This is a genomic window from Streptomyces sp. NPDC058812 (assembly GCF_042744565.1).
Classification (GTDB): Bacteria; Actinomycetota; Actinomycetes; order Streptomycetales; family Streptomycetaceae; genus Streptomyces; species Streptomyces thinghirensis.
Window position 1 is genome coordinate 305,658 of record NZ_JBHYOB010000002.1, and the last position, 22,757, is coordinate 328,414.

Consider the following 22,757-nt stretch of genomic DNA (forward strand, 5'->3'; position numbering starts at 1 on the left):
CGCGGCAGGCATACGTCGTGGGGGCCCGCGTGCGGGTAGCGCCGGGCCGGGCCGGGGCGACGACGCCCCGGCCCGGCCCGCCGATGTTGCTAGAGCACCTCGGTGCCGATCACCTGCGAGGCGACCTGGTCGGCGCTCATCGCGCCCGTCCAGATCCGCAGCTCTTCCAGGGCGCCGGGCAGATAGCGCGAGGTGGTGCCGCCCTTGGAGCCACGGCCCACGGCCAGCGCACCGGCCCCCTGCTGGGCGGCGGTGAACCCGGCGTCACCCTCGGCGGGCTGGTCGAACTGGCCCACGTACAGGTGGAGTTTGCCGTAGCGCGTCTCCGACTTGGCAGGATCGTCCGGGTCGGACCACTCCCAGGCCTCCTGCGCGTCGAAGACGCCGGTGACCTGGACCCAGGTGTCGGTCTCGGCGATGTCGCCGCCGGGCACCTGGGCGCTCTGCGTGACCTTGCCGTCGGTGCCGACGGCGGTGCGGGTGAACTTCCACTGGTAGACGCCGTCGGCCGGCTTGACCACCGACAGCGCCCACGACGACTCACCGGTCGACGCCTGCTGGCCGGCGACCTGCGCCTCGTACCCCACCGGCTTCGCCGCGAGCTTCGCGGAGTCCAGTTGCACCCGGGCCGTGGCCGTGAACGAACCCGACTCATCGGTCACCGGGCCGGTCGCGGAGGCGTATCCGGCGGCGCCGTCCACGACGAGACCGTTCTGCGTGTCGAGCGCGGCACCCGCCGCCGAGAGCTTCAGCGCCGGCGCGGGATACGACGAGAGCTCCTTGAGTTCCGTGCCCGTGGACGACGCGGCGTCCCAGTGGGCGACCAGCTCATTGGCCGGGACGCTGTTCTCCAGCAGCTGTGCCTCCTGGGCGACCTCGTCGCGGGTCAGGGGGCGCTGCCAGACGGAGACCTCGTCGAGCCGGCCGCGGAAGTTCTCGCCCCAGGCGCCGCCGACCAGCGAGCGGCCGAACTGCAGACCACCCGAGGACACCCACGGCGTGTACGCGCTCGACACCGTGTTGAGTACGACCGGTCGGCCTTGCGGGCGGCCGTTGACGAACAGCTGGATGGTGTCGTTCGTCTTGTCCGTGTCGCCCTGCGTGTCGAAGACGCCGGCCAGATGCGTCCACACCTTCAGTGGCGGCTCACCGGTCTCGGACAGCGAGCGCAGATACACCGGACCGGTCTTCGTGTCGGTGGCGGTGCGGTTGAACACCCACTTCTTGTACGACGCCGAGTAGTACAGCGTGAACGCGGATGCGTTGGCGCCGGGCGCCGCGAGCACCACCTTGGTGGACGAGGTGTCCGTCAGATAGGCCCAGGCCGAGATGGTGAACGAGTCCTTGGTGTTCACCGCCGGGGACGCCGTGGAGGCGTAACCGACGCGTGTCTGGTCGGCACCGTCGTTGAGCCACAGGGAGTAGTCCGTGTCACCGCGTCGGCCGAGCGTGGACCAGCCCACCCGTGTACTCACCTCCCGAAGCGTGGCGTCATGACGGGTGCCCTCCGTGGCGGTGTCCTTGGCGACGGTCACGTCCGATCCGGGTGTCCCGTCGTCGAAGTGCCACGTGCCGACGGGGCCGGCCGCGGGGGAGACCTTGAAGGTGAACTCGGCCGGCGTGCCCCAGCGGTTGCGTACGTCCTTCGCCTCCACGGACAGCACCTGTGAGCCGGCCAGAGAAGGCGTCACGTTCGGCACCGTGACCGTGGACCCCGTGACCGTCCTGGTCTCCTTGGCCGAGGTGGTCAGCAGCCGCCATCGGTAGCCGGCGATGTCCTTGTCGAGCGCGTTCGGCTTGAAGGTGAAGCTGCCGGGTACGCCCGGACCGCCCTTGCCCTCGCAGAGGTTGGCGGTGCACTCGGTGTACGGCGAACCCGCGGTGATCACCGGGGCCTTGGGGGCCGTCGAGTCGATCTTGAAGTAGCACCACGAGGAATACGACGAGAACAGATCGCCGGACTTCCCGCTGTACGACCAGTGCGACTGCGTACGTGACTTGAGCCGGTACAGACCGCCGTCCGCACGGTTGGAGGTGCGCATCCGCTCGATGGTGCCGTCCGGGTCCCAGCCGGAGCTGGGCCGGTAGCCCGTCCACACCTGGTGCCAGGCCGCGTCGTCACCCCGCTCCACGACGAACTCGGCCTGGAGCGATCCCTCTTCGTCACCCGCGTGGTGCTCGACCAGGGTCTGCACGGCCGCCTGCACCGTCGGATCGACCCGGGTGACGATCAGCGGGTCCGAGGACGATTTGTTGCAGTACGCGGTGGTGCCGTCGCCCGGGATCACGCCCACGCTGGTGGGCACGCCCGGTTTGTACGCGTAGTTGACCTTGAGCTCGGCGTTGTCGTCGAACCGCTTCCAGGCCTCCGGGTCGCTCTCGTCCTTGGCGCGCAGCATCAGGGTCAGCCGCGAGATCTTGCCGTCGGCGAACTTCCGCACCGTGGAGGCGAGGTTCTCGTCGCCCTCCTCCGGGTTGTCGTTGAACTCGACCCAGGCGTCCGGCTGATCGGGGCTGCAGTTGGTGCCGCGGCCGTTGGAGACGTAGCGGTCGCCCATCTGGTCGAGCTGCGTCGGGCCCGGCCAGCGGGTGCCCTCGGAGATGTTGTTGGTGCGCTCCAGGTCGACCCACTTGGCGTTGCACGAGAACGACCAGGTGTTGTACGCGCGGAAGGTGGCGTCGAGGATGTACTTGCCGGCGAGCTTCGACGGCGAGAACTCGAAGTACATGCGGTTGGTGTAGTTGCTGCCGCAGTAGTACGGACCGGAGACACTGCAGCGCCCGACTCCGTAATCGCCGTTGAACTGCCAGAACTTGTCGCCGTCGGAGGACAGCACGGTCCGCTCGGACACCCCGAGGCCCACCGACGGGTCGATACGGACGGGATAGACCGTGTCCTCGCCGCGCAGCAGCTCCAGGTCCGGTTTCACGGACACCGACTCGCCGTCCACGTGTACCGGCATGACGGCACTGGCGTCACCGGCGCGGGGCTGGGTGCCCTCCTCGACCGGGTCCGGCTCCTCCACAGCGGCCAGGGCGATACGGCTTGTCGCCTGCGGCGTCGCGGTTTGGCCGGCCGAGTCCCACATCTGCCCGGCCGGGCCCTTGAAGACGGTGTTGCCGTTCTCGTCGACCGCACGCAGGCCGCCGCCCGCGCCGTTCACGATCTCCAGGCCGGTCGAGGAGGCCGTGAGTTCGATCCGGTCCAGTGCGGTATTGGCCGCGGCCTCGCTGGACTTGACGACCAGGACCTCGCGGTAGCCCTCGGCCGTCGCGGTCAGCTCCAGGTCGACACCCTCGAAGACCTCCGGATAGACCGCTTTCGCGCCGTCCAGCCTCGGCTCGGGCAGTCGGCCCGGCCAGCCGAGCCGCATGGTGCCCTGCTCGTTGCCGAGTTCGATCAGCTTCGCCCCGTCACCGCCGCCGGAGAACGACAGGTCGACCACGGCCGACCTGGGGCCTACCGTCCCGTCGCCGCGCTTCTCGAGCGTCGCGTCCACCGGGTGCCAGCCGCCGTCCTCCCCCTTGACGCGCTGAGGCACCGCGGACTGCGTGAAGCTGTACGTCCCGTCCGGATCGGCCATGGTCGTGGAGTACTCGGTGCGCTCACCGGTCACCTCCACCGGCTCGCCCGTCGCCATCGCGCGGGCCGTCGCCGCCTCGTGCGTCCTCGCCGGGCCCTTGGTGGACTGCGGGGCCACCTGAGCCGCGGCCGCCGCCGTCCCTCCGAGCGCGGGCAGCGAGGCGAGCAACGCCAGCGCCGTGATGGCGGCGGCTCCCCCCGGTCCGCGGCGTCTTCGCCTGATGAACGCATCGTGCCTGCGTATAAGCACTTTCCCCACCCATGTTCACATGATCTTCAGATGTGCTGGGGTAGTAAATAGAGTTCCCGCACGCCGGTCAAGCTCGTGCCGTTCTCGGGGGCGCACCATCCGGCTCCCGCGAGCCGGCGGCCTGCCCGGCGTTAGAGTTCCCCTCATGAGCAGGCAGGCCCCGACGCTGGAGGATGTCGCGCGGGAGGCGGGGGTCTCCCGCGCCACCGTGTCGCGGGTCGTGAACGGCGTGCGCAACGTCGATCCCAGCATCCAGGACCTGGTCCGCAGCGCGATCGAACGGACGGGCTACACGCCGAACCGCGCGGCGAGGGCGTTGGTCACCCGACGTACCGGGACGGTGGCCCTCATCGTCTCCGGTGCCGGCGACGCCTTCGCGGGCCGCGTGTTCGCCGACCCGTTCTTCGGCCGTGTCGTCAACGGCGTCGTGGGGTATCTCCGTGCGCGCATGACGCAACCGGTGCTGCTGTTCGCCGAGTCGGAGGCGGCCAGGACGCAGGTGGTCGACTACGTGCGGCAGGGGAGTGCGGACGGCGCGCTGGTGGTCTCCGTGCAACCGGACGACCCGCTGCCGGACATGCTCCTCTCCGCCCGCGTCCCCACGGTGCTGTTCGCACGTCCCACCCGGGCGACACCGGTCAGTTGCGTCGATCTGGACCACCGTGCGGGGGGACGCCTGGCCGGGGAACACCTCCTGGCCCGCGGCTGCCGCCGTATCGCGGTGATCAGCGCTCCGCCGGATCTGCGGGCCGGCCGGGAGCGCCTCGCCGGTTTCCACGCCGCCCTGGCTCGTGCCGGGCATGACCGCCCTCCCGCGGCGGAGGGTGTCTTCACGTGGGACAGCGGGGCGGTGGCCATGGCCGCGCTGCTGCGGGACCACCCCGCCGTGGACGGCGTGTTCGCGGCCAACGATCTGATGGCCCAGGGCGCCTGCCAAGTCGTGCGGGAACTGGGCAGGCGCATACCGGAGGACGTCGCCGTCGTCGGGTTCGACGACTCGAGCATCGCCGTGACGTGCAGGCCACCGCTGACCACCGTGCGCCAGCCGGTGGAGGACATGGCGGCGGCCATGGCCAGGATGCTGGACGAGCAGGTCCAGGGCATCCGTACCGAACCTCGTACCCTCGTCTTCGAACCGGAACTGGTCGTACGCGAGTCCGCCTGACCCGGCGACGGGGCGCGGGCCGTCGGCGTGGTCAGGCGCGGGACTCCCGGTGGGCCCGGATGATCTCCGCGTACCGCAGGCCGCTCGTCTTGACGGTCCGGGCCTGCGTCGCGTAGTCGACGTGGACGAGGCCGAAGCGCTTGTCGTAGCCGTAGGCCCACTCGAAGTTGTCGAGCAGGGACCAGGCGTAATAACCGGCCAGCGGTGCGCCCTTGCGGACCGCCCGGGCGCAGGCGCTCACGTGCTGCTCCAGGTAGCCGGCCCGGTCGGGGTCGTGGACGGCGCCGTCGGGCGAGATCGTGTCCGGGAACGCGGAGCCGTTCTCGGTGACGTACAGCTTGCGGACTCCGTACTCGTCGGTCAGGCGCAGCAGCAGGGCCTCCAGGCCGCCGGCGTCGATCTGCCAGTCCATGCCGGTGCGCGGTACGTCGGGCAGCCGGACCTCACGGGCGTGGGGGACAGGGCCCTGGGGGTCGTCGGTGACGGTCGCCGGGAAGTAGTAGTTGAGGCCGTGCCAGTCGAGGGGCGCGGCGATCGTGTCCAGGTCGCCGGGGCGCTCCGGCAGGTCCACGCCGTACAGCTCGCGCATGTCGGTGGGGAAGCCGCGGCCGTGGACCGGGTCGAGCCACCAGCGGTTGGTGTGGCCGTCCATGCGGGTGGCCGCCGCGATGTCCTCCGGGCGGGTCGAGGCGGCCTCGACGGTGGAGTGGTTGGTGACGAGGCCGACCTGCGCGCCCGGTGCCGCCGCGCGCACCGCCCGAGTGGCGAGGCCGTGCGCGAGGAGAAGGTGGTACGAGGCGCGTACGGCGGCGGTCAGGTCGGTCAGGCCGGGTGCCATCCGGCCCTCCAGGTGGCCGATCCAGCCGGAGCACAGGGGTTCGTTCAGAGTGGCCCACTGGGTGACGCGGTCGCCGAGGCGGCCGGCCACGACCGAGGCGTAGTCGGCGAGGTGTTCCGCGGTCTCGCGCACGGTCCAGCCCCCGCGGTCCTGGAGCGCCTGGGGAAGGTCCCAGTGGTAGAGGGTGATGTTGGGGGTGATCCCCGCGTCGAGGAGGCCGTCGACGAGCCGGTCGTAGAAGTCGAGTCCGGCCGCGTTGACCGGTCCGTCGCCGCCGGGCATGACACGGGGCCAGGCGATGGACAGGCGGTAGGCGTCGGCACCGAGCCGCTTCATCAGGGCGATGTCCTCGGGCCACCGGTGGTAGTGGTCGCAGGCCACGTCGCCGTGGTCGTCGTTGTCGATCCTCCCGGGGGTGTGGGAGAAGGTGTCCCAGATCGACGGTGCCCGGCCGTCCTCGGCGGCGGCGCCCTCGATCTGGTAGGCGGAGGTGGCCGTGCCCCAGGTGAAGTCGGCGGGGAAGGCGGCGAGGTCGAGCGATTCGGACACAGAGGGCCTCTCTGGGTTGGTCGGGCGGAGTGGGGCAGGGGCCGGAGTTCGGGCGGTTATTTGACGGCGCCGGCGGTGAGGCCGGTGACGAGGTAGCGCTGGAGCAGCAGGAAGCCGGCGACGACGGGGAGGCTGACGACGAGTGAGGCGGCCATGACCTGGTTCCAGTACACGTCGTTCTGGGTGGCGTAGCCCTGGAGGCCGACCGCGAGGGTGCGGGTGGCCTCGTTGGTCATGACCGAGGCGAAGAGCACTTCGCCCCAGGCGGTCATGAACGCGTAGACGGCGACGGCGACGATGCCGGGGATCGCGGCGGGCACGATCACCCGGAAGAGGGCGCCGAGCGGTCCGCAGCCGTCCACCTTGGCCGCCTCGTCGAGGTCCCTGGGCACGGAGTCGAAGTAGCCGATCAGCATCCAGATGGAGAACGGCAGCGAGAAGGTGAGGTAGGTGAGGATCAGGCCGCCGCGGGAGCCGAACAGGGCGATCCCGGTGGCGTTGCCGATGTTGACGTAGATGAGGAACAGCGGCAGCAGGAACAGGATGCCGGGGAACATCTGGGTCGACAGCACGGTCACCGTGAAGACGCGCTTGCCGCGGAAGGAGTACCGGCTGACCGCGTAGGCCGCGAACACGGCGATGGTGACGGAGCAGAGGGTCGCCGCGCCCGCCACGATCAGCGAGTTCACGAAGTAGTCGGCGAGCGGGACCGTTTCCCAGATGTCGAAGTACGGGCGGACGGTGAGACCCGAGGGGATCCACTCGAACTCGCCCGACACGTCCTCCAGCGGCTTCAGCGAGCTGGAGATCATCACGTAGACCGGCAGCAGGACGAAGACGGTGAGGAGGCTCAGGAAGACCCGGCGGCTCCACAGGAAGGACCGCGGGGCGGCCATCGGGGAGCGGGGGCGCCGGACGGTGGGGCTAGGCATCGGTGGCCTTCCTTCCTCGGGAGGTGAGCCAGAGGTAGACGCCCGTCACCACGAGCAGGAACAGGAGCAGCAGGACCGACATCGCGGAGCCCGTCCCGAAGTTCCAGGTCTGGAAAGAGGACTGGTAGATGTGGATGGAGATCAGGTCCGCGGCTTCCGGCGCGGCCTTGCCGAACAGGACGAAGGGCGTGTTGAAGTCGTTGAACGTCCACAGGAACAGCACCAGGACGAGGACCTGGTTGACGGGGCGCAGCGCCGGCAGGGTGATGCGGCGGACCTGCTGCCAGACGCCCGCGCCGTCCAGGGCGGCGGCCTCGTAGACGTCCCTCGGGATGTTCTGCAGTCCGGCCATGATGATGAGGAAGGCGAAGGGCCAGCCCTTCCACACCGAGACGACGAGCAGCGCGATGAAGCTGTTGTCGCCGATCAGCCAGAACGGGGGACTGGCGGTGAGCCCTAGCTGGTCGTGCAGCACGTGGTTCACCAGCCCGTTGTCCCGCTGGAACATGAACGACCAGGTGATGACGGCGGCGTAGACGGGCAGCGCGTACGGGACGAGGAAGATCGTGCGCAGGAAGCCCCGGCCGCGGAACGACTCCTGCATGAAGACCGCGGCGGCCACGCCGAGCATCCAGCACAGGCCGACGGAGACCACGGTGAACAGGCAGGTGGTGAAGAACGACTTCAGCAGCGCCTCGCCCACGGGGGCGTCGAAGTCGAGCGACAGCGCGTAGTTGTCGAAGCCGGCCCAGGGCGCGGTACCCCAGTCGCGGATGTGGAACTGGGTCAGCTCCTTGAAGCTGACGACGATGCCGATCACCATCGGCACCAGGTGGACCAGCAGTTCGAGGAGGATCGCGGGGAACAGCAGCAGGTACGGCAGGGCGATGCGGCGCAGCCGCCCGGAGCGACGCTTGCGCGGCGCCGCTCCGGGGGCGTTCTTGCGTGCCGTCCGCTCGCCTGCGTCGAGGGCAGCGGTGGTAGTCATGGCGGTGTCCGTGCTCACTTCTCGGGCATCTGCTGCTGGGCCTTTTCGAGCCCCGCCCGCACCGACTCGTCGGTCACCGCACGGCCGGCGGCGGCGTCGGCGAAGAGTTCCTTGACGGCGGTGCCGACGACGGTCTCGAACTGCGACTCCTCGGGGACCTGCGGCAGTGCGGTGGCACTGGTCGCGAGGGTCTCCCGGAGCACGGTGAGGGACGGGGTGTCGAAGGCCGGGTCCTGCTGGGCGGCCTTGACCGGCGGGATGGAGCCGTAGGCCTTGTTGAGGACGACCTGCTCCTCGTCGCTGGTCATGAACTTCACGAACTTCTTGGCGCCGTCGATGTTCTTGGTGTTCTTGAAGACGGCCATGTTGATGCCGGCGACCATGGAGTTGGTGGCCTTGCCCGGGCCGGGCTCGCCGGACTGCACGGGAGCGGGCGCGACGCCCCACTCGTCCTCGTTCATGCCCTGCGACTCGAAGGTGGCCGAGGCGGTCTGCCACAGCACCATGGCCGTCTTGTCCTTGGCGAAGTCGCTCAGGGACTGGTTCTGGGCGTACTCGGCGTTGCCGGGCGCGACGATCTTGTCCTTGGCCATCAGGTCGACGTACTGCTTCACCGCCGCGACGGCGCCGTCGGAGGTGAAGTCGGCCTTGCCTTCGGGGGTGAAGAAGTCCGCGCCGTGCTGCTTGGCCAGGACGAAGACCTGGTGGATGTTGTTGGAGAGGTTCGAACCCTCCGCGCCGAGCCCCCACTTGCCGTTCCTGGAGAGCTTCCTGCCGGTCTCGGCCAGCTCCTCCCAGGTCGCCGGCGGCTGCTCGATGCCCGCGTCGGCGAACATCTTCTTGTTGTAGTAGAGCGCGTAGGCCATGGAGTACAGCGGTACGGCGGCCGGGTCCTGCCCCTGTACGCCGGTGGAGCCGAGCGCGGACTCCACGAAGCGGTCCTTGCCGCCGATGGCCTCGAAGTTCTTCGCGTCCCAGGGCAGGAGGGCGCCGCTGGACTGCAGCGACGCGCTCCAGGTGTTGCCGATGTTCAGGACGTCGGGGCCCTGGCCCGAGGTGGTGGCGGTGAGGATGCGGTTGAGGAGGTCCGCCCAGGGCACGACCTCCAGCTTCACCTCGATGCCGGTCTCCTTCTCGAACTTGTCGAGTTCCGGCTGGAGGACCTTCTTGTCGACCTCCAGGTTCGCGCCCTGGTTTGAGGCCCAGTAGGTGAGGGTCTTCGGCTGCTCGTTGGAACCCTCCGTGCCGGACGATCCCCCGCCGCAGGCAGCCACGGTGAGGGCGAACGAGAGGGTGACGGCGCCGACGGCTGCGGCTCTGATTCTGCGCATGACTCCAGAGGCCTTCCGGGAGGTGACGGGGTCGCCCGCGGAGGGGGCCGGAGCAACGCCCCGCGTTCCCTGAAGCCCCCCACGGCTTAATTTAGGATGTGACTTAAACCTCAAGTGAAGGTCGCGTCAAGGGCCCGGCCACATGTAAGTTGCGGTGAGGATTTCGGAACGAGGGGGCGAGGGTGAAGGTGCGCAACGGGCGTACGGTGCGTGACCTGCGGCGGCAGAATCGCACCGCGGTATTGCAACGGTTGTACTTCGACGGACCGCTCAGCAGGTTCTCGCTGGGGCCGGTCACCGGACTGAGTTCCGGCTCGGTCAGCAACGTGGTCTCCGAGCTGGTCGCCGAAGGACTGGTGGAGGAGGCCGGAAGCGTCGACTCCGCCGGCGGCCGCCCCCGCACGCTGCTGCGCGTCAGCGCGCGGAGCGCCTACATGATCGGCGTCGACATCGGCGAGACCCGGGTGCGGATCGAACTCTTCGACCTCGCCCTCACCGAGCTGGCCCGGGTCGAGAGACCGCTGGAGGCGGAGGGACCGCGCCGCATCGACCGCTACGACGTCGGCGTCGTCATGACGCATCTGCGCGAGGGCATCCCCGAGGTGCTGGACGAGGCCGGCATCGCGGCGCAGCGGCTGCTCGGCGTCGGGATCGGCGTGCCGGGCATCGTCGCCAGGACCGCCGAGGACGGTGCGGTCGTGCACGGCCAGACGATCGGCTGGGACGCCGTTCCGCTGGAGCGGTTGCTGCGCGAGTCCCGGATCCTGCCCGAGACGGTGCCCTACTACATCGACAACGGGGCCAAGACGCTGGGCCAGGCGGAGATGTGGTTCGGCGCCGGCCGGGGCGCGCAGAGCGCGGCGGTCGTGCTCTTCGGCTCCGGTGTCGGCGCCTGCGTCGTCGGGGACGACATGCGACCGGGCCGGGCCGTGGAGTGGGGGCACCTGACGGTACGGGTGCGTGGGCGCCGGTGCCGCTGCGGCGCGCAGGGCTGCCTGGAGGCGTACGCGGGCGCGGAGGCCCTGCTCCAGCGCTGGGCGGAGGCGGGCGGGCGGCCGCCCGTGGGCGCGGACGAGGAGACCGCGCTCACCGCGATGCTCGCGGCCGCGTACCCGGACGCGGACGCCTCGGGGACCGCCCCGGAACCCGATGCCACCGCGCTGGCCGTTCTGGAGGAGACCGCCGAGTACCTCGGCGCGGGGTTCTCCGACCTGATCAACCTCTTCCAGCCCGAACGCATCCTGGTCGGCGGCTGGGCCGGACTGCAACTGGGCCGGCGCTTCCTGGACTCGGTGACGGCCCACGCCACCGCCTACGCCCTGACCTACCCGGCCGCCCGCGTCCGCATCGACCTCGGCACCCTGGGACCGGACGCCGTCACCGTAGGGGCCGCGATCCTGCCGCTCGCCGACTTCTTCGCTCGTGGCGGCCGGCCGGAGGAAGCCGAACCGGTGGAACCGGATCCGGCGTGGCGGACGGCCCTGCGGGAGCGCTCGGTGCGGTGAGCGGAGCGGGCCGCCTACTGGCCGCGTGCTCCAGGGACAGCCGGACCCGTCGACCGGCCGCCGCCCGTGCCCCCGTCAGAAGCCACTGACCGTGACCGTCCCCTCCCACCGTGTGTCCCCCGCCGACCTGCCCACCACGAGCCGGTAGGGGCCGGGCTCCGTGGTCCAGCCGTGGTCCGCCTCCGACCAGTGCCGCAGGGCGCTCGGGCGCACCACCACCTCGGCGCTCGCCGTCCGGCCCGCTTCCGCCCGCACGGCCGCGTAGCCGGCGAACCAGCGGACGGGGCGCTCCACCGCCGAACCGGGGCGGGCCAGGTAGACCTGTACGACCTCGCGTCCGGCGCGGGTACCGGTGTTGCGAACCGTCACCCGAACGGTGAACGGCTCACCCGACACGACCTGAGCGGGGGCCTCCACGTCCGCGTACGCCCACGTCGTGTAACCGAGTCCGTGGCCGAACCAGTAGGCGGGCTCCCGTCCGGCTCGCAGCCACGCCCGGTGGCCGATGTGCAGGCCCTCGGCGTAGTCGAGCCGGCCATCGACCGGCCGGGTGCGGGTGACGGGTGCGTCCGCCGGAGTCGCCGCCCAGGTGGTGGGGAGCCGGCCGCCGGGCTCGGTGCGGCCGAACAGGACGTCGGCCAGCCCTGCGCCGGCCTCCTGACCCGGAAACCAGGTGAGCAGCACGGCGCCCGCCTCTTCACGCCAGGGCAGCTCGACCGGTCCGCCGCTGTTGACGATCACCACCGTGCGCGGATTCGCGGCGGCGACCGCGTGGACCAGTTCGTCCTGGTGCCCGCCGAGCGTCAGTCCGGCGCGGTCGTAGCCCTCGGTCTCGCTGTGCTCGGTGGTGCCGACGACCACGATCGCGGCGTCGGCGTCGCGGGCCGCCCGCACCGCGTCCTCCAGCGCGGCCGCCGGGTCCGGTTCCGGTGGCGCGGCGGTGACGACGGTGGCGCGTCCTCGGCCGGGCACCAGTTCGCGCCGTGCCACCACCTGCACGGGGCGCCCGGTGGTCAGTACCGTCCGCGCCGTGTGCACGGGCGGGTTGACGTGGACGACGGCCGGGTCGTCCGTGTCACCGGGGAACTCCCCGTCCAGGAGGACGCGGTCGTCGACGGTGAGTGTCATGCGTCCGAAGCCCCCGACGCCGAACGTCCACTCTCCTGCCTGACGGGGACGCAGCACGGCGGCGATCTCCACCGTGTGGGCGCCCGGGGGCAGGTCCGGCTCCAGCTGCCGGCCCGACAGACGGTGCTCCGAGTGCAGTTCCCGCCCCGCCGCGTCCAGCACCCGCAGGAGTACGCCGGGGGCGCCCGAGCGCGGGTCGCTGCACTGGTCGGTGCCGAGGGGAGCGGGCGGCGCCCCCGGCGCCGGGCCCGGCTTGTGGACCACCCGGGCCCGGCCCCGCAGCCGGGCTCGGACGCCCGCCAACGGGGTGACCAGGTCGGAGCAGAAGACGCCCGCGCTCCCGCCGCCCTGGACGCGCGGGGACGCGGCGTGCACGCCGACGACCGCGACGGTGGACAGCCCGGCGGGGTCGAGCGGCAGCACGTCGCTGTTGCGCAGCAGGACCGAACCGGCGCTGACGGCGCGGCGCAGCAACGCCCGGGTGTCGCGGGACGCCGTCGCCGGTACCCGGCGCGGTTGACGCGGTTCCAGCGCGCCCACGCGGCCGGCGAGCCGGAGCAGCCGGCGTAGCTTCCCGTCGACCGCCTCCTCGGCGACCAGGCCGTCCTTCACCGCCCGCACCAGCGAGGAGCCCCAGGGACTGTCCGGGCCCGGCATCGCCAGGTCGAGGGCGGCGCGACCGGTTTCCTCGGTGGTGCGCACGGCCGCCCAGTCGGAGACGGCGACCCCGTCGAACCCCCATTCCCCCTTGAGGGGTTCCGCCAGGAGCGGGCTGGCCGTCATGGTCGTGCCGCCGACGGCGTTGTAGCCCGCCATGACGAGCCACACCCCGGCCTCGACGGCAGCCTCGAAGGGCGCGAGGTACACCTCTCGCAGAGTGCGTTCCGAGGCCCGGACGTCGACGGTCAACCGGTCGGTCTCGGAGTCGTTGCCGACGTAGTGCTTGGCGGTGGCCGCCACCCCGAGGGCCTGGATGCCCCGGATCAGCGCGGCCCCGGTACGGCCGGTCAGTTCCGGGTCCTCGGAGAAGCACTCGAAGTGCCGGCCGCCCAGCGGACTCCGATGGAGGTTGAGCGTGGGGGCCAGCACCACGTCGACGCCCTTGCGGATGGCCTCGGTGGCGAGCAGGCGGCCGAGCCGCTCCACCAGATCCTCGTCCCACATCGCGCTCAGGGCGGAGGCGCAGGGCAGCAGGACCGAAGTGCGCCGCTCGTCCCATGCCTCGCCGCGCACCCCGGCGGGCCCGTCCGAGGTCACCATCTCCCGCAGGCCGATCCCGGGCTCACCGGCGGTGCGCCAGGTCGTCGAGCCGGTGAGCAGGCGTACCTTCTGCTCCAGGCTCAGTTCGCCGATGAGCCGATCGAGTGTCTCGTCGTTCATTCCCGCCCCATTTCCCTTCTCCTGCCGGGGCCCGGCTGCACCCGCTCAGCACGGGTGCAGCCGGGCCCTGGAACCGACCGGGTCAGGGCAGCCGGTGATCCGCGTTCAGCACGGCGCCGCGTTCCGGGTGGTTCTGGTCGTAGCCGCGCGTGTCGCACTGGAGGCCGCCCACGATGCAGTGGTCGACCAGCGCCTTGAGGGTCCGCTCCTCCCAGGCGTTGAAGAAGTCGTAGTGGAAGGAGTAGCCGCGTCCACTGGCCAGGCGGACGTCGCTCATGTCGCCGTTGACCGGGAAGGCCATCTTGAACTCGATCATCGGCAGCGCGACCGGGTGGGAGGCCGGGCACATGTTGTCGTTGGTGCCGGGCTTGACGACCGGGTAGGCCATGTGGCCCTTGTGGTCGGGGGTGTCGAGGTGCTTGCCGTCCCAGCAACTGGGCGCCTGGAAGCGGACGTTGAGCTGGACGTCGGGTCGGCTCGGGCAACTCGCCGGGAAGTCGACGTTGAAGAAGCTGTCACCGCACTCCCAGCCCTCGACGAAGCCCTTGTGACCGCGGAACTCCTGGGCGCTCTGCATGGGGTCGCCGACGACGTACCGCAGACCCTTGGGGAAGGGCCGCACGCTGGTGTAGTCGGTGACACCGGCCTTGTAGTAGATGACCTGCGGGCCGACGGGGAGAATCTTCTCGTCCCCCTTGTACAGGGACGGCATCCAGTACGCGGAGGCGTCGGCCGGTGCGAGACAGGTGGTGTCGCCGCCGTGGAGGCTCGCCGTAGTGCTGCCGGCGTTCGTCGACGTGTTGCCCATGAAGGTGTGGTCGTGGGACCTGCCCGGCTGCCCCGGGTACACGATCGGGTCGTCCGGCGCGGTGTGCGTGACGGCGCAGTTGGCCTGGAACTCCTTGTGGTAGCGCGGCGGCGGGGTGGCCTCGGACGGGGTCACGCCGGTGACCGGGGGAACGGCCGGTATGTACCCGTCGCCGTCGGGATCGTCGGCGGACGCCCGGGTCGACACCGCCGTCGTGTGCCCGGTGTGAGCGCCGGCCGAGGCGGCCGGGGCACCGCCGGGACCGGCCGCCGTGGCGACGGTGCCGACGCCGAGCACGCTTGCGATCAGTGCGCTGCCGAGCAGCAGCGCGGGGAGTTTCGAACGCGGTCTCATGGGGCCTCCTGCCCGCTGAGGTGCCTGGTGGGGGTGGGGCGGAGGGCGCCGCCGGACGCCCTTCGCCGTCAGCTGTAGATGCCGAACTCGTGCAGCGAGTAGCCCCAGCCGGTGCCACGCGCCGTCAGGTGGAGTCGCACGTGCCGCGCGGTCTGAGCGACGTCGATGGTGTCGATGTCACCGTTGCCCGCGGCCGTGGTGTGGACCGTGCGCCAGGTGGTGCCGGTGTCCGAGACCTGGACTTCGTAGGACTTGGCGTAGGCGGGGTCCCATACGAGCTGGAGCTCGCGGATGGGGGTGGGGGCGCCGAGGTCGACCTGGATCCACTGCGGGTCGCTCCAGTCGCTGGCCCAGCGCGTGTCCGTCCTGCCGTCCGTCGCCTTGGCCGGCTCGCACGGGCAGTCGCCGTACGACGGCTGGAAGGAGGACGCGGTGGTGGGCTTGTCCAGCGCCACGTTCGTGCCGGTGACCGGCGGGGCGACGACCTTGACCGACTTCGTCTCGATGCCGGCGTTGCCGCGGCCGTCCTCGGCCTGGATGTACACCTTCCACACGCCGAGCTTCTCCGGGGCCGTCACGGCGAAGGTGCCGTTGCCGGTGGACCGCCACTCGGCCTCCACCAGGCGCTTGTCGCCGCTCGCGTAGTTGCCGCTGAGGAAGACCTGGTACGCGATCGGGTCGCCGTCGGGGTCGCGCACGTCCGCGCGGACGGTGAACTCCTCGCCCGCCGCGGCCGACGAGGCGGGGGCGACGGTCATGTTCGTGATGACGGGCGGGGTGTTGTCACCGCTGGTCGATCCGCTGTACGCCTTCTTGACGGCGTAGTAGGACAGCCTCTTCAGCCCGTCGGGCACGAGGTTGAACCAGATCCCGCCGAAGTCGTGCTCGACGCCGTAGTGGAAGAGGGTGGCGCCCAGCGCGACGCCCCGGTGGCCGGCGACGCAGTCCCAGGCCTTGGTGTACCCCTCGGCCTTCTGCACGTCGGTCGGCTCGGCGGGGACGCCGTTGGCGTCGTCGGGCACCTCCCACTCACCGGCCGGGCCGCCCTCGGTGATGATGTACGGCTTGGTGTAGCCGCCCTCCTCCCAGTCCTCCTGGACGCCGCAGATGTCGCCGTAGGAGTTCATCGAGTACAGGTCGAGGTCGGGCGCGTTGCGCTTGTAGTACGGCCAGGCTCCGGTCCAGGCGTCGGTCGAGGTGACGGGGTGGTCGGGGTCGATGCTGTGGATCTTCTTGGCGACGTCGTTGACGAAGCCGGTGTAGGCGTTGCGCTGCGCCTCCAACTCCGCCCCGCTGTAGCAGTTCTGCAGGCCGAGGACCGACTCGTTGCCGACGTTCCACATGAGGGTCGCCGGGTGGCTCTTGTACGCCTCCACCCACTTGGCGAACTCGGTGAGCATGTTGTTCTTGTACGTGGTGTCGGTGACGTAGTCGACGCAGCCGCCGGAGCCGGGGCCGCCGCCCGGTTGCAGCCAGAATCCGTTGACGACCCGGATGCCGTGCGCGGCGGCGGTGTCGAGCAGCGGCTCGGTGCCTGCGTCGGTGCCCCAGGTGCGGATCGTGTTGACGCCCATGGACTTCACGTCGGGCATGTACTTCGGGGCGTCCGCGATGGCGGGGCCCCAGGTCAGGCCCTTGACGGTGTACGGCTGGCCGCCGACGGTCAGCTGCCAGTTGCCCTGGGAGCCGGTGACCTCCACCGCCCCGGTGGCGGGCGGTGTGCCGTCCGTGGTCCCGTACACCTGGAACTCCCACAGGGAGTAGCCGTAGCCGCCGGACCGCTCGGTGCCCAGCATGCGCACATAGCGGCCGGAGCCGGTGACGGCGACCTCGTCCGTGCCGCCGTCACCGCCGGTCACGGTCTTGAGGGTCCGCCAGTCCGTCCCGTTGTCGGACGCCTGGATCTGATAGCCCTTTCCGTACGCGCCTTCCCAGGTGAGCACCACACGGCTGAGGTCGGACCGTTGTCCGAGGTCGACCTGGAACCACTGCGGGTCGCTCCACTGGCTGGCCCAGCGGGTGCCGGTGAGGTTGCCGTCGACGGCCGCAGAGGGGGCGTACCCGTCGCCTTCCTGGGACGAGGCGGTGGCGGGCCTGCCTTGGGAGAGCAGGGTCTCCGCGGCCTGGGCGGGCGGGGCGGCGAGGGCGAGCGACGACGCCACAAGAGCGCCGAGGGCGAGCAGGGGAACGGCGCGGCGGCCGTCTGGTCTGCGGTACGAGGGGGCTGGGGACACATCTGCTCCTGGCGGGTTGGGGAGAGCCGATGGGGTGGGGCGGCCGTGGCCACCGCCTGATGTCCCCGCCGGGCCGGGGGGGCGGGGATGTGGCCCGGCCCGGCGGGGTGTTGTGACCGGCTGAGGCTCGGTCAGGGGAAGGACACGACGGTGGACGGCACGGTCGAAGTGCCGGCCGGGACGGTGGAGGCGCCGGTGTCGTTGATGACGTGGTTGTAGTGGCCCATGCCACCGAGGGAGACCACGAGGAGGCTGTGGAACTTCACTCCCGGCTTGACGGGCGCCTTGAACCCGTGGTCCTGGCGTATGGTCGGGTCGACGTTGTAGTTGCAGTAGCTGCCGAGGCCCCAGGCTTCGTGGGTGTCCACGGAGTCGTCGACGCGGTAGGCGGCGTAGCCCTTCGTCGTGCCGTTCTGAATGGCCGCCTGGTTGGGGGCGTCGTACGCCTTCTCGTTCTGGTAGAAGATCGTCCGGCCGCGTTCGCCGTACCACTCGACGTCGTACTTGTTGAAGTGTTCGACGAACAGTCCGGTGGCCAGGACGTCGTCGCCGTTGACGCGGACGCCGTAGTCGGCCCGGTTGGTCTCCCAGCCGACGCCCTCGCCGTGGTCGGCCCGCCACACCCAGGTGTGGTCGATGATCGTGTCGTGGCTGTTGACCACCATGCTGGTGGTGGCCTTGCCCGCGCCGGCGCCGCCGATGCGGATGTAGACGTCCTGCACGGTGGTCGGGTTCGCGGCGTGGTCGGCGGCGGCGCCCTGGTGGCCGATCTCCAGGAGCGTCGGGGAGTTGACCGGCCCGGCGTCGATGAGGAAGCCGGCGAGCTTCACGCCGTCCACGTCGGAGACCTTCATCGCGGTCACCCCGTTGTCCGGGATGATCGTGGCGAGTCCGAGGCCCAGCACGATGGTGTCGGCCCGGTTGACGTTGATCGTCTGGTCGACGTGGTAGACGCCGGGGGTGAAGAGCAGGTGCAGGCCCTGGGCGAGGGCGGCGTTGATGGTGGCGGCGGTGGCGCCGGGCTTGACGACGTAGAACTCGTCCAGCGGGATCGACTCGCCCTGCGGGGTGCCGCTCGCCCAGGTGGTGCCGCGGGCGTTGGTCCGCTTGGCGGGCGCGAAGACCTTGTACTCGTCGCCGTCCAGGTAGAGGAAGGGCTTCTCGCGGGAGATCGGCGTCGTGTCGAGCGTGGTGTAGCGGGGCTCGGGGAAGCTGGTGGCGGGAGCGCCCTCGACACCTGAGAAGGTCTGGTTCCACACGCTGTTGGACCAGCCGCCGATGGAGCTGTCGCGGGTGTACCACTGCTGCTGCGAGTAGTTGCCGACCTGGCCGTCGATCTTGCTGTCGGCGATGTAGCCGCCGCTGGCCCAGCCGTAGCCGTTGGGCGCGAGGTTGAGACCGCCCTTGACGTGCATCCGGCGGAACGAGGCCGCCTGCGAGACCGCCCACCGGTTGGTGCCGTTGACCGGATTCACGGCGAGGTTCTCCGCGCCGCGCCAGAAGTTCTGGGTGGCGTTGCCGTTGAACCAGCCGGCGTCGACGGTGATGTCACCGTTGATCGTCGTGTCGTCGGGGCGCAGGCCGAGACCGAGGATCTGGGTGTAGAAGCCGATCTGGGCGTTGAGGTTGTCGTAGGTGCCCGGCTTGAAGAGGAAGGCGTGCCGGCCGGAGCCGAACTGGGCCGACTCCTGCTCCTGGAAGACCTGGTCCAGCTTGGCCTGGATGCCGGGCGTGGACGGGTCGAAGACGTGCACGTTCGGGCCGAGGTCGCCGCCGCCCGGGATGACCGGCCCCGGGTCGTCGCCGGTGGTGCCGAACACCTTGAACTCCCAGAGGGAGTAGCCGTAACCGGTGGCGCGGGCGGTGCCGAGCATGCGGACGTACCGGGCGGTGCCGGAGACGTTCACGGTCTCCGTGCCGCCGGCGCCGGTGGTGGTGGAGTGGGCCGTCGACCAGTCCGTGCCGTTCTGGGACGTCTCGATGCGGTACGACTTGGCGTAGGCGGCCTCCCAGCGCAGCTCGACCCGGCTGAGGGAGGCGGGGGCGCCGAGGTCGACGCGGATCCACTGCGGGTCGGCGGCGGCGCTGGACCAGCGGGTGCCGTTGTCGCCGTCGACGGCCGCGGTCGCCGGGGTGCCGTAATGCTCCTGACTGGAGGCGGTGACCGGCTTGCCCTGGGACAACAGCACGGGCGCGGCCTGGGCCTGCGCGGCGGGGACGACGGCGAGCAGGGCGGCGGCCAGCGCGGTGACCAGGACGCCGACGAGTCCGCGGCGACCGGGTCTGCGCGGCACCGGCACCGTCGGGGGTATGCCGACAACGGGCATGGAGAGACTCCTTGACACGGGAGGGGTGGGAGAGCGCTCTCCGGCACCTTGCCCGCCCTGCCGGTCGCGGTCAAGGTTCCTTGCACGGCTTTTCTTTTGGCTTTCATTAAGTAAGTTCGGCAGCCCCCGCTACGACGGGTGCTGCCCGGCCGTGTCGCCGGGCGACACCCGCCCCGCGGGGCGCCGACCGTCAGGAGGCAGGCGTCCCGTAGACGCCCATCTCGTGGATCGAGCAGCCCCAGGTCGTCTTCCGCTCGACACCCTGCACACGGACGTACCGCACGGCGTCGTCGGAGGCGAGCCCTACGACGTCGTTGCCGCAGTCGGCGGGACGCTGTGTGGACACGGTCCTCCACTCCGCCCCGTCCTGGGAGGTCTGGACGGCGTACTCCGCCGCGCAGGCGTTCTCCCAGTCGAGGGTCACCGCCGCGACCTTCGTCGGCGCCGCGAGCTCGATCTGCGCCCACTCGTCGTCCGAGTAACCGGAGGCCCAACGAGTGCCGGTCAGCCCGTCGTTGACGTACCTGGGTGCCAGCCGGTCGAGGTCCTGCTCCACGCTGGACGCGGACGCCGTGCCCTTCAGGGCGAGGTTCTCCCCGCCTCCCGCGGAGTCCCACAGCCGCAGCCGGACGTCGGCCTGGACCAGGAAGGTGTCGAGCACCCCGTCACCGACCTTGGGCCGCACCTTCCCCCAGGAGTCGCGCGGCGGATCGACCCGCACGGCGCGAGCCCGCTCCCGCAGCCCGTTCGATGCGGCCAGCAGCCGGTCCGAGGTCTCCTTGTCGCCGCGATGTCGGGGCGGGTGGCCGGGCCGAGCCGTACGGTGAGCAGTCCGGCGGCGGCTCTGGGGATGTTCCCGGGGATGACGACGTCCACCCGGCCGGCGCCGTGCGCCTTCAACTCCCGGACGAGGCGGGCGCGGGCGGCGGCGTCGGTGCCCTCGTCCGCCACCACGAGCACTCTGCCCGTCACGACGACGTCGTCACCTGCGCGGGTGAGGGACTGCGGGGTCGGCGAGAGGGGCGGAACCGCGGAGGCGGCGTGCGGATCGGCGTCCGCGGCGGCGGCCGGCAGCGACTCGAATGCCATGGTGCTTGCGAGTGCGAAGCACACGCCGACCACCGTGATGGCGTTCGCGCGTCTTCCCATGAGACCTCCAGGCTTGGCCTGGACCAACAAACGGCCTTGCCTCAGCCGAGGATGAGGGAAGGGCTCCGCCAGGGGTAAGTCGTATGGGGTCTAGACCTCTATGTCACTTCCCTTTACTCTGGCCAACGCTGAACGCCGAGGCGCGGAGGTAGTGGTGACGGTGTAGGCGGGGCCCGTTTTGACCTTGACACAGTGACAAGGTCTTCACTGTGGGCAGGAGGTGGTCCCGACGACATGCCGAAACAGGACAGGGATACCGAGCAAGCCCTTCGGAAACTGGAGGACATCAGCCCGTCAGTGCGGCTGCGGGCAGCGCTGGGAGCCGGAACGGCCCCCGACCCGCGGTTCGTCGACAAGCTCGTCGAACGATGCGCGGTCGAGCCCGAGTTCTACGTGCGTGACATGCTCACCTGGGCACTCACGCGTCACCCGTCCTCCGCGACGCTCCCGGCGCTTCTCCACGAAGTCCGCTCGGAGCGTGCGCAGGCACGAAGCCAGGCCCTGCACACGCTGTCCAAGATCGGGGACCGGCAGGCGTGGCCGGCGATCACACGGGCGCTGCTGTCCGACGTCGACGACGAGGTGGCGCGGAGCGCCTGGCGGGCAGCGGTCGTGCTCGTGCCCGAAGGGGAAGAGCCCCAGCTGGCCACGGCGTTGGCCACACAGCTCGGGCGCGGCGAACGTGAGACGCGGCTGAGCCTCAGCAGGGCGCTGATCGCGCTCGGAGAGGTGATCATGCCGACCCTGCGTGCCGCGACGACGGATCTCAACCCCCTCGTGCGCCGGCACGCGATCGCCACGGAACGGCTGTTGCGCGACCCGGACGCCGGATTCGAGTTCGCGATCGAGGAGGCGAAGCGCATCGTGGTCCTGGGCAGGACGAGTCAGGGGTGACAGGTCAGGGGTGAAGGGGCAGGGGGGAAGGGGCAGGGGTGACAGGCAGTGTTGATCAGTGATGTGGCGCGACGGTCCGGGGTCAGCGCCCGCATGCTCAGGCATTACGACTCGCTCGGCCTGGTGCGGCCGACGGGTCGTACCGACGCCGGCTATCGCGATTACTCCGACGAGGACATCCGGCGGATCTTCCATGTCGAGAGCCTGCGGTCACTGGGCCTGTCGCTGCGTGAAGTCGGGCGCGCGCTGGACGATCCCGGCTTCACGCCCTCACAGCTCGTCGGCGACCTCGTCCGGCAGACGCGGGAACGCATCGCGGCCGAGACGGAGCTGCTCACGCGACTGGGCCGGATCGGCGCCGCGGAACCCGCCGGCTGGGAGGACGTCCTGCAGACCGTGGCCCTCCTGCAGGCCCTGGCATCGAAGAGCGCCGCGACGCGCCAGCGCGCGGCCCTGTCCTCGGTCGAAGAGGCTCCGGTGCCGGTGGAAGCACTGGTCGAGGCGGCGCTGAGCGAGACGGACCCGAACGTCGCCGGAGCCCTTCGATGGGCTCTGGCGCGCTTGGGCGATGCCGGACTCGCGCTGCTGGCGGAGGGCCTCGCCTCACCGGATGCCGAGGTGCGCGAACGTGCCGTCCAGTCCATCGCCGAGATCCCGGACGGTGCGGCGACCGCACTGCTCAAGGAGGCGCTCGCCGACTCCGACGTCGTGGTCCGCAGGTACGCGGCCGTGGCGCTCGGGGCACGCGCGGTGGCCGACGCGGTGCCGACGCTCGTCGACATGGTCGTCGAGGAGGCGAACGACGTCGACGCGGCCGACGCGCTGGGCGCGCTGGCGCTCGATCCGGCGCTGGCGGACCGCATCGCCACCGGGCTCGTCGACCGCCTCACCCCGGGCACCGTTGGATCGTCCGCACGTCGACGGCTGACACAGGCGCTCGCGGACATCCCGGGAACGACGGCGTCACGTGCCCTCGCTGAGCTGTCGCACGACGAGGACCGTGCCGTGGCGCTCACCGCGGCGTACGTGCTCGAGCTGCGCGACGCGCGGTAGCGGATGTCTCCGGTTCGCCACCGGCGGTGGACGGCCGGCACGTCGTCTGGTGCTGCGCCGCGGAAGTTTCGCTGATGGGTGCCATCTCGTTGGCCAGGCATGGTGCTTGATGCTGATGATCGTCGTGTGCTGGAGGAGCGGGTGCGCGCGCATACCGCTCCGCAGCGCGTGCCCGCCGTGCGCACATAGTCCTTACTGGCCGCTGGAGGGCACCCGGCCTGGCGGATAGCGGAGATCGTCCGGGTGGATGTCTCCACGGTGGTGCGGTGGCGGGACCGGTAAGCCCAGG

General features: G+C 70.8%; 15 protein-coding genes. 5 read left to right on the plus strand and 10 right to left on the minus strand.

Annotation, left to right across the window (positions count from 1 at the left end; all coding sequences use genetic code 11):
- Nucleotides 1–89: 89 nt before the first annotated feature.
- Nucleotides 90–3,641 (minus strand): LamG domain-containing protein, encoded by a 3,552-nt coding sequence (locus tag ACFW48_RS05450; protein WP_386311112.1) that lies wholly within the window; start codon nt 3,639–3,641, stop codon nt 90–92.
- A gap of 337 nt (nt 3,642–3,978) precedes the next feature.
- On the opposite strand from ACFW48_RS05450, the gene ACFW48_RS05455 reads away from it, so the two are divergent.
- The gene (locus ACFW48_RS05455) at nt 3,979–4,998 is read left to right on the plus strand and encodes a LacI family DNA-binding transcriptional regulator (protein ID WP_386310683.1); all 1,020 of its coding nucleotides are present in this window, start codon (nt 3,979–3,981) and stop codon (nt 4,996–4,998) included.
- A gap of 31 nt (nt 4,999–5,029) precedes the next feature.
- Here the strand turns inward: ACFW48_RS05455 and ACFW48_RS05460 are convergent, their stop codons facing one another.
- From ACFW48_RS05460 to ACFW48_RS05475, 4 genes are read right to left on the minus strand one after another with little or no spacing between them, the layout of a single operon-like run.
- On the minus strand, nt 5,030–6,385 hold the full coding sequence (locus tag ACFW48_RS05460; protein ID WP_386310685.1) for a GH1 family beta-glucosidase: 1,356 nt from the start codon (nt 6,383–6,385) through the stop codon (nt 5,030–5,032).
- Between the two features lie 56 nt (nt 6,386–6,441).
- The gene (locus tag ACFW48_RS05465) at nt 6,442–7,281 is read right to left on the minus strand and encodes a carbohydrate ABC transporter permease (RefSeq protein WP_386311114.1); all 840 of its coding nucleotides are present in this window, start codon (nt 7,279–7,281) and stop codon (nt 6,442–6,444) included.
- 28 nt (nt 7,282–7,309) lie between these two features.
- Nucleotides 7,310–8,305, minus strand: a complete 996-nt coding sequence (locus ACFW48_RS05470) for a carbohydrate ABC transporter permease (protein ID WP_386310687.1) — start codon at nt 8,303–8,305, stop codon at nt 7,310–7,312.
- 14 nt (nt 8,306–8,319) lie between these two features.
- On the minus strand, nt 8,320–9,636 hold the full coding sequence (locus tag ACFW48_RS05475) for an ABC transporter substrate-binding protein (protein WP_386310689.1): 1,317 nt from the start codon (nt 9,634–9,636) through the stop codon (nt 8,320–8,322).
- A gap of 182 nt (nt 9,637–9,818) precedes the next feature.
- Here ACFW48_RS05475 and ACFW48_RS05480 point away from each other — a divergent pair, with 182 nt between their 5' ends.
- A complete protein-coding gene (locus tag ACFW48_RS05480; RefSeq protein WP_386310691.1) occupies nt 9,819–11,141 on the plus strand; it encodes an ROK family protein in 1,323 nt (440 codons plus the stop codon).
- A 75-nt stretch (nt 11,142–11,216) separates the two neighbouring features.
- On the opposite strand, the gene ACFW48_RS05485 is transcribed toward ACFW48_RS05480, so the two are convergent.
- From ACFW48_RS05485 to ACFW48_RS05505, 5 genes are all read right to left on the minus strand, one after another.
- The gene (locus ACFW48_RS05485; RefSeq protein ID WP_386310693.1) at nt 11,217–13,649 is read right to left on the minus strand and encodes a glycoside hydrolase family 3 C-terminal domain-containing protein; all 2,433 of its coding nucleotides are present in this window, start codon (nt 13,647–13,649) and stop codon (nt 11,217–11,219) included.
- An 82-nt stretch (nt 13,650–13,731) separates the two neighbouring features.
- Nucleotides 13,732–14,811, minus strand: coding sequence for a DUF1996 domain-containing protein (locus ACFW48_RS05490; RefSeq protein WP_386310695.1), 1,080 nt, complete (start codon nt 14,809–14,811; stop codon nt 13,732–13,734).
- Nucleotides 14,812–14,879: 68 nt separating this feature from the next.
- The gene (locus ACFW48_RS05495) at nt 14,880–17,045 is read right to left on the minus strand and encodes a discoidin domain-containing protein (RefSeq protein ID WP_386310697.1); all 2,166 of its coding nucleotides are present in this window, start codon (nt 17,043–17,045) and stop codon (nt 14,880–14,882) included.
- A 131-nt stretch (nt 17,046–17,176) separates the two neighbouring features.
- Nucleotides 17,177–19,372, minus strand: a complete 2,196-nt coding sequence (locus tag ACFW48_RS05500) for a discoidin domain-containing protein (RefSeq protein WP_386310698.1) — start codon at nt 19,370–19,372, stop codon at nt 17,177–17,179.
- A 190-nt stretch (nt 19,373–19,562) separates the two neighbouring features.
- On the minus strand, nt 19,563–20,093 hold the full coding sequence (locus tag ACFW48_RS05505) for a discoidin domain-containing protein (RefSeq protein ID WP_386310700.1): 531 nt from the start codon (nt 20,091–20,093) through the stop codon (nt 19,563–19,565).
- Nucleotides 20,094–20,755: 662 nt separating this feature from the next.
- Here ACFW48_RS05505 and ACFW48_RS05510 point away from each other — a divergent pair.
- From ACFW48_RS05510 to ACFW48_RS05520, 3 genes are all read left to right on the plus strand, one after another.
- Nucleotides 20,756–21,415 (plus strand): HEAT repeat domain-containing protein, encoded by a 660-nt coding sequence (locus ACFW48_RS05510; protein ID WP_386310702.1) that lies wholly within the window; start codon nt 20,756–20,758, stop codon nt 21,413–21,415.
- 48 nt (nt 21,416–21,463) lie between these two features.
- Nucleotides 21,464–22,468, plus strand: coding sequence for a MerR family transcriptional regulator (locus ACFW48_RS05515; RefSeq protein ID WP_386310704.1), 1,005 nt, complete (start codon nt 21,464–21,466; stop codon nt 22,466–22,468).
- A gap of 225 nt (nt 22,469–22,693) precedes the next feature.
- Entirely contained in the window at nt 22,694–22,750 is a 57-nt protein-coding gene (locus ACFW48_RS05520) for a hypothetical protein (RefSeq protein WP_386311115.1), read from the plus strand.
- The last annotated feature ends 7 nt before the right edge of the window (nt 22,751–22,757 follow it).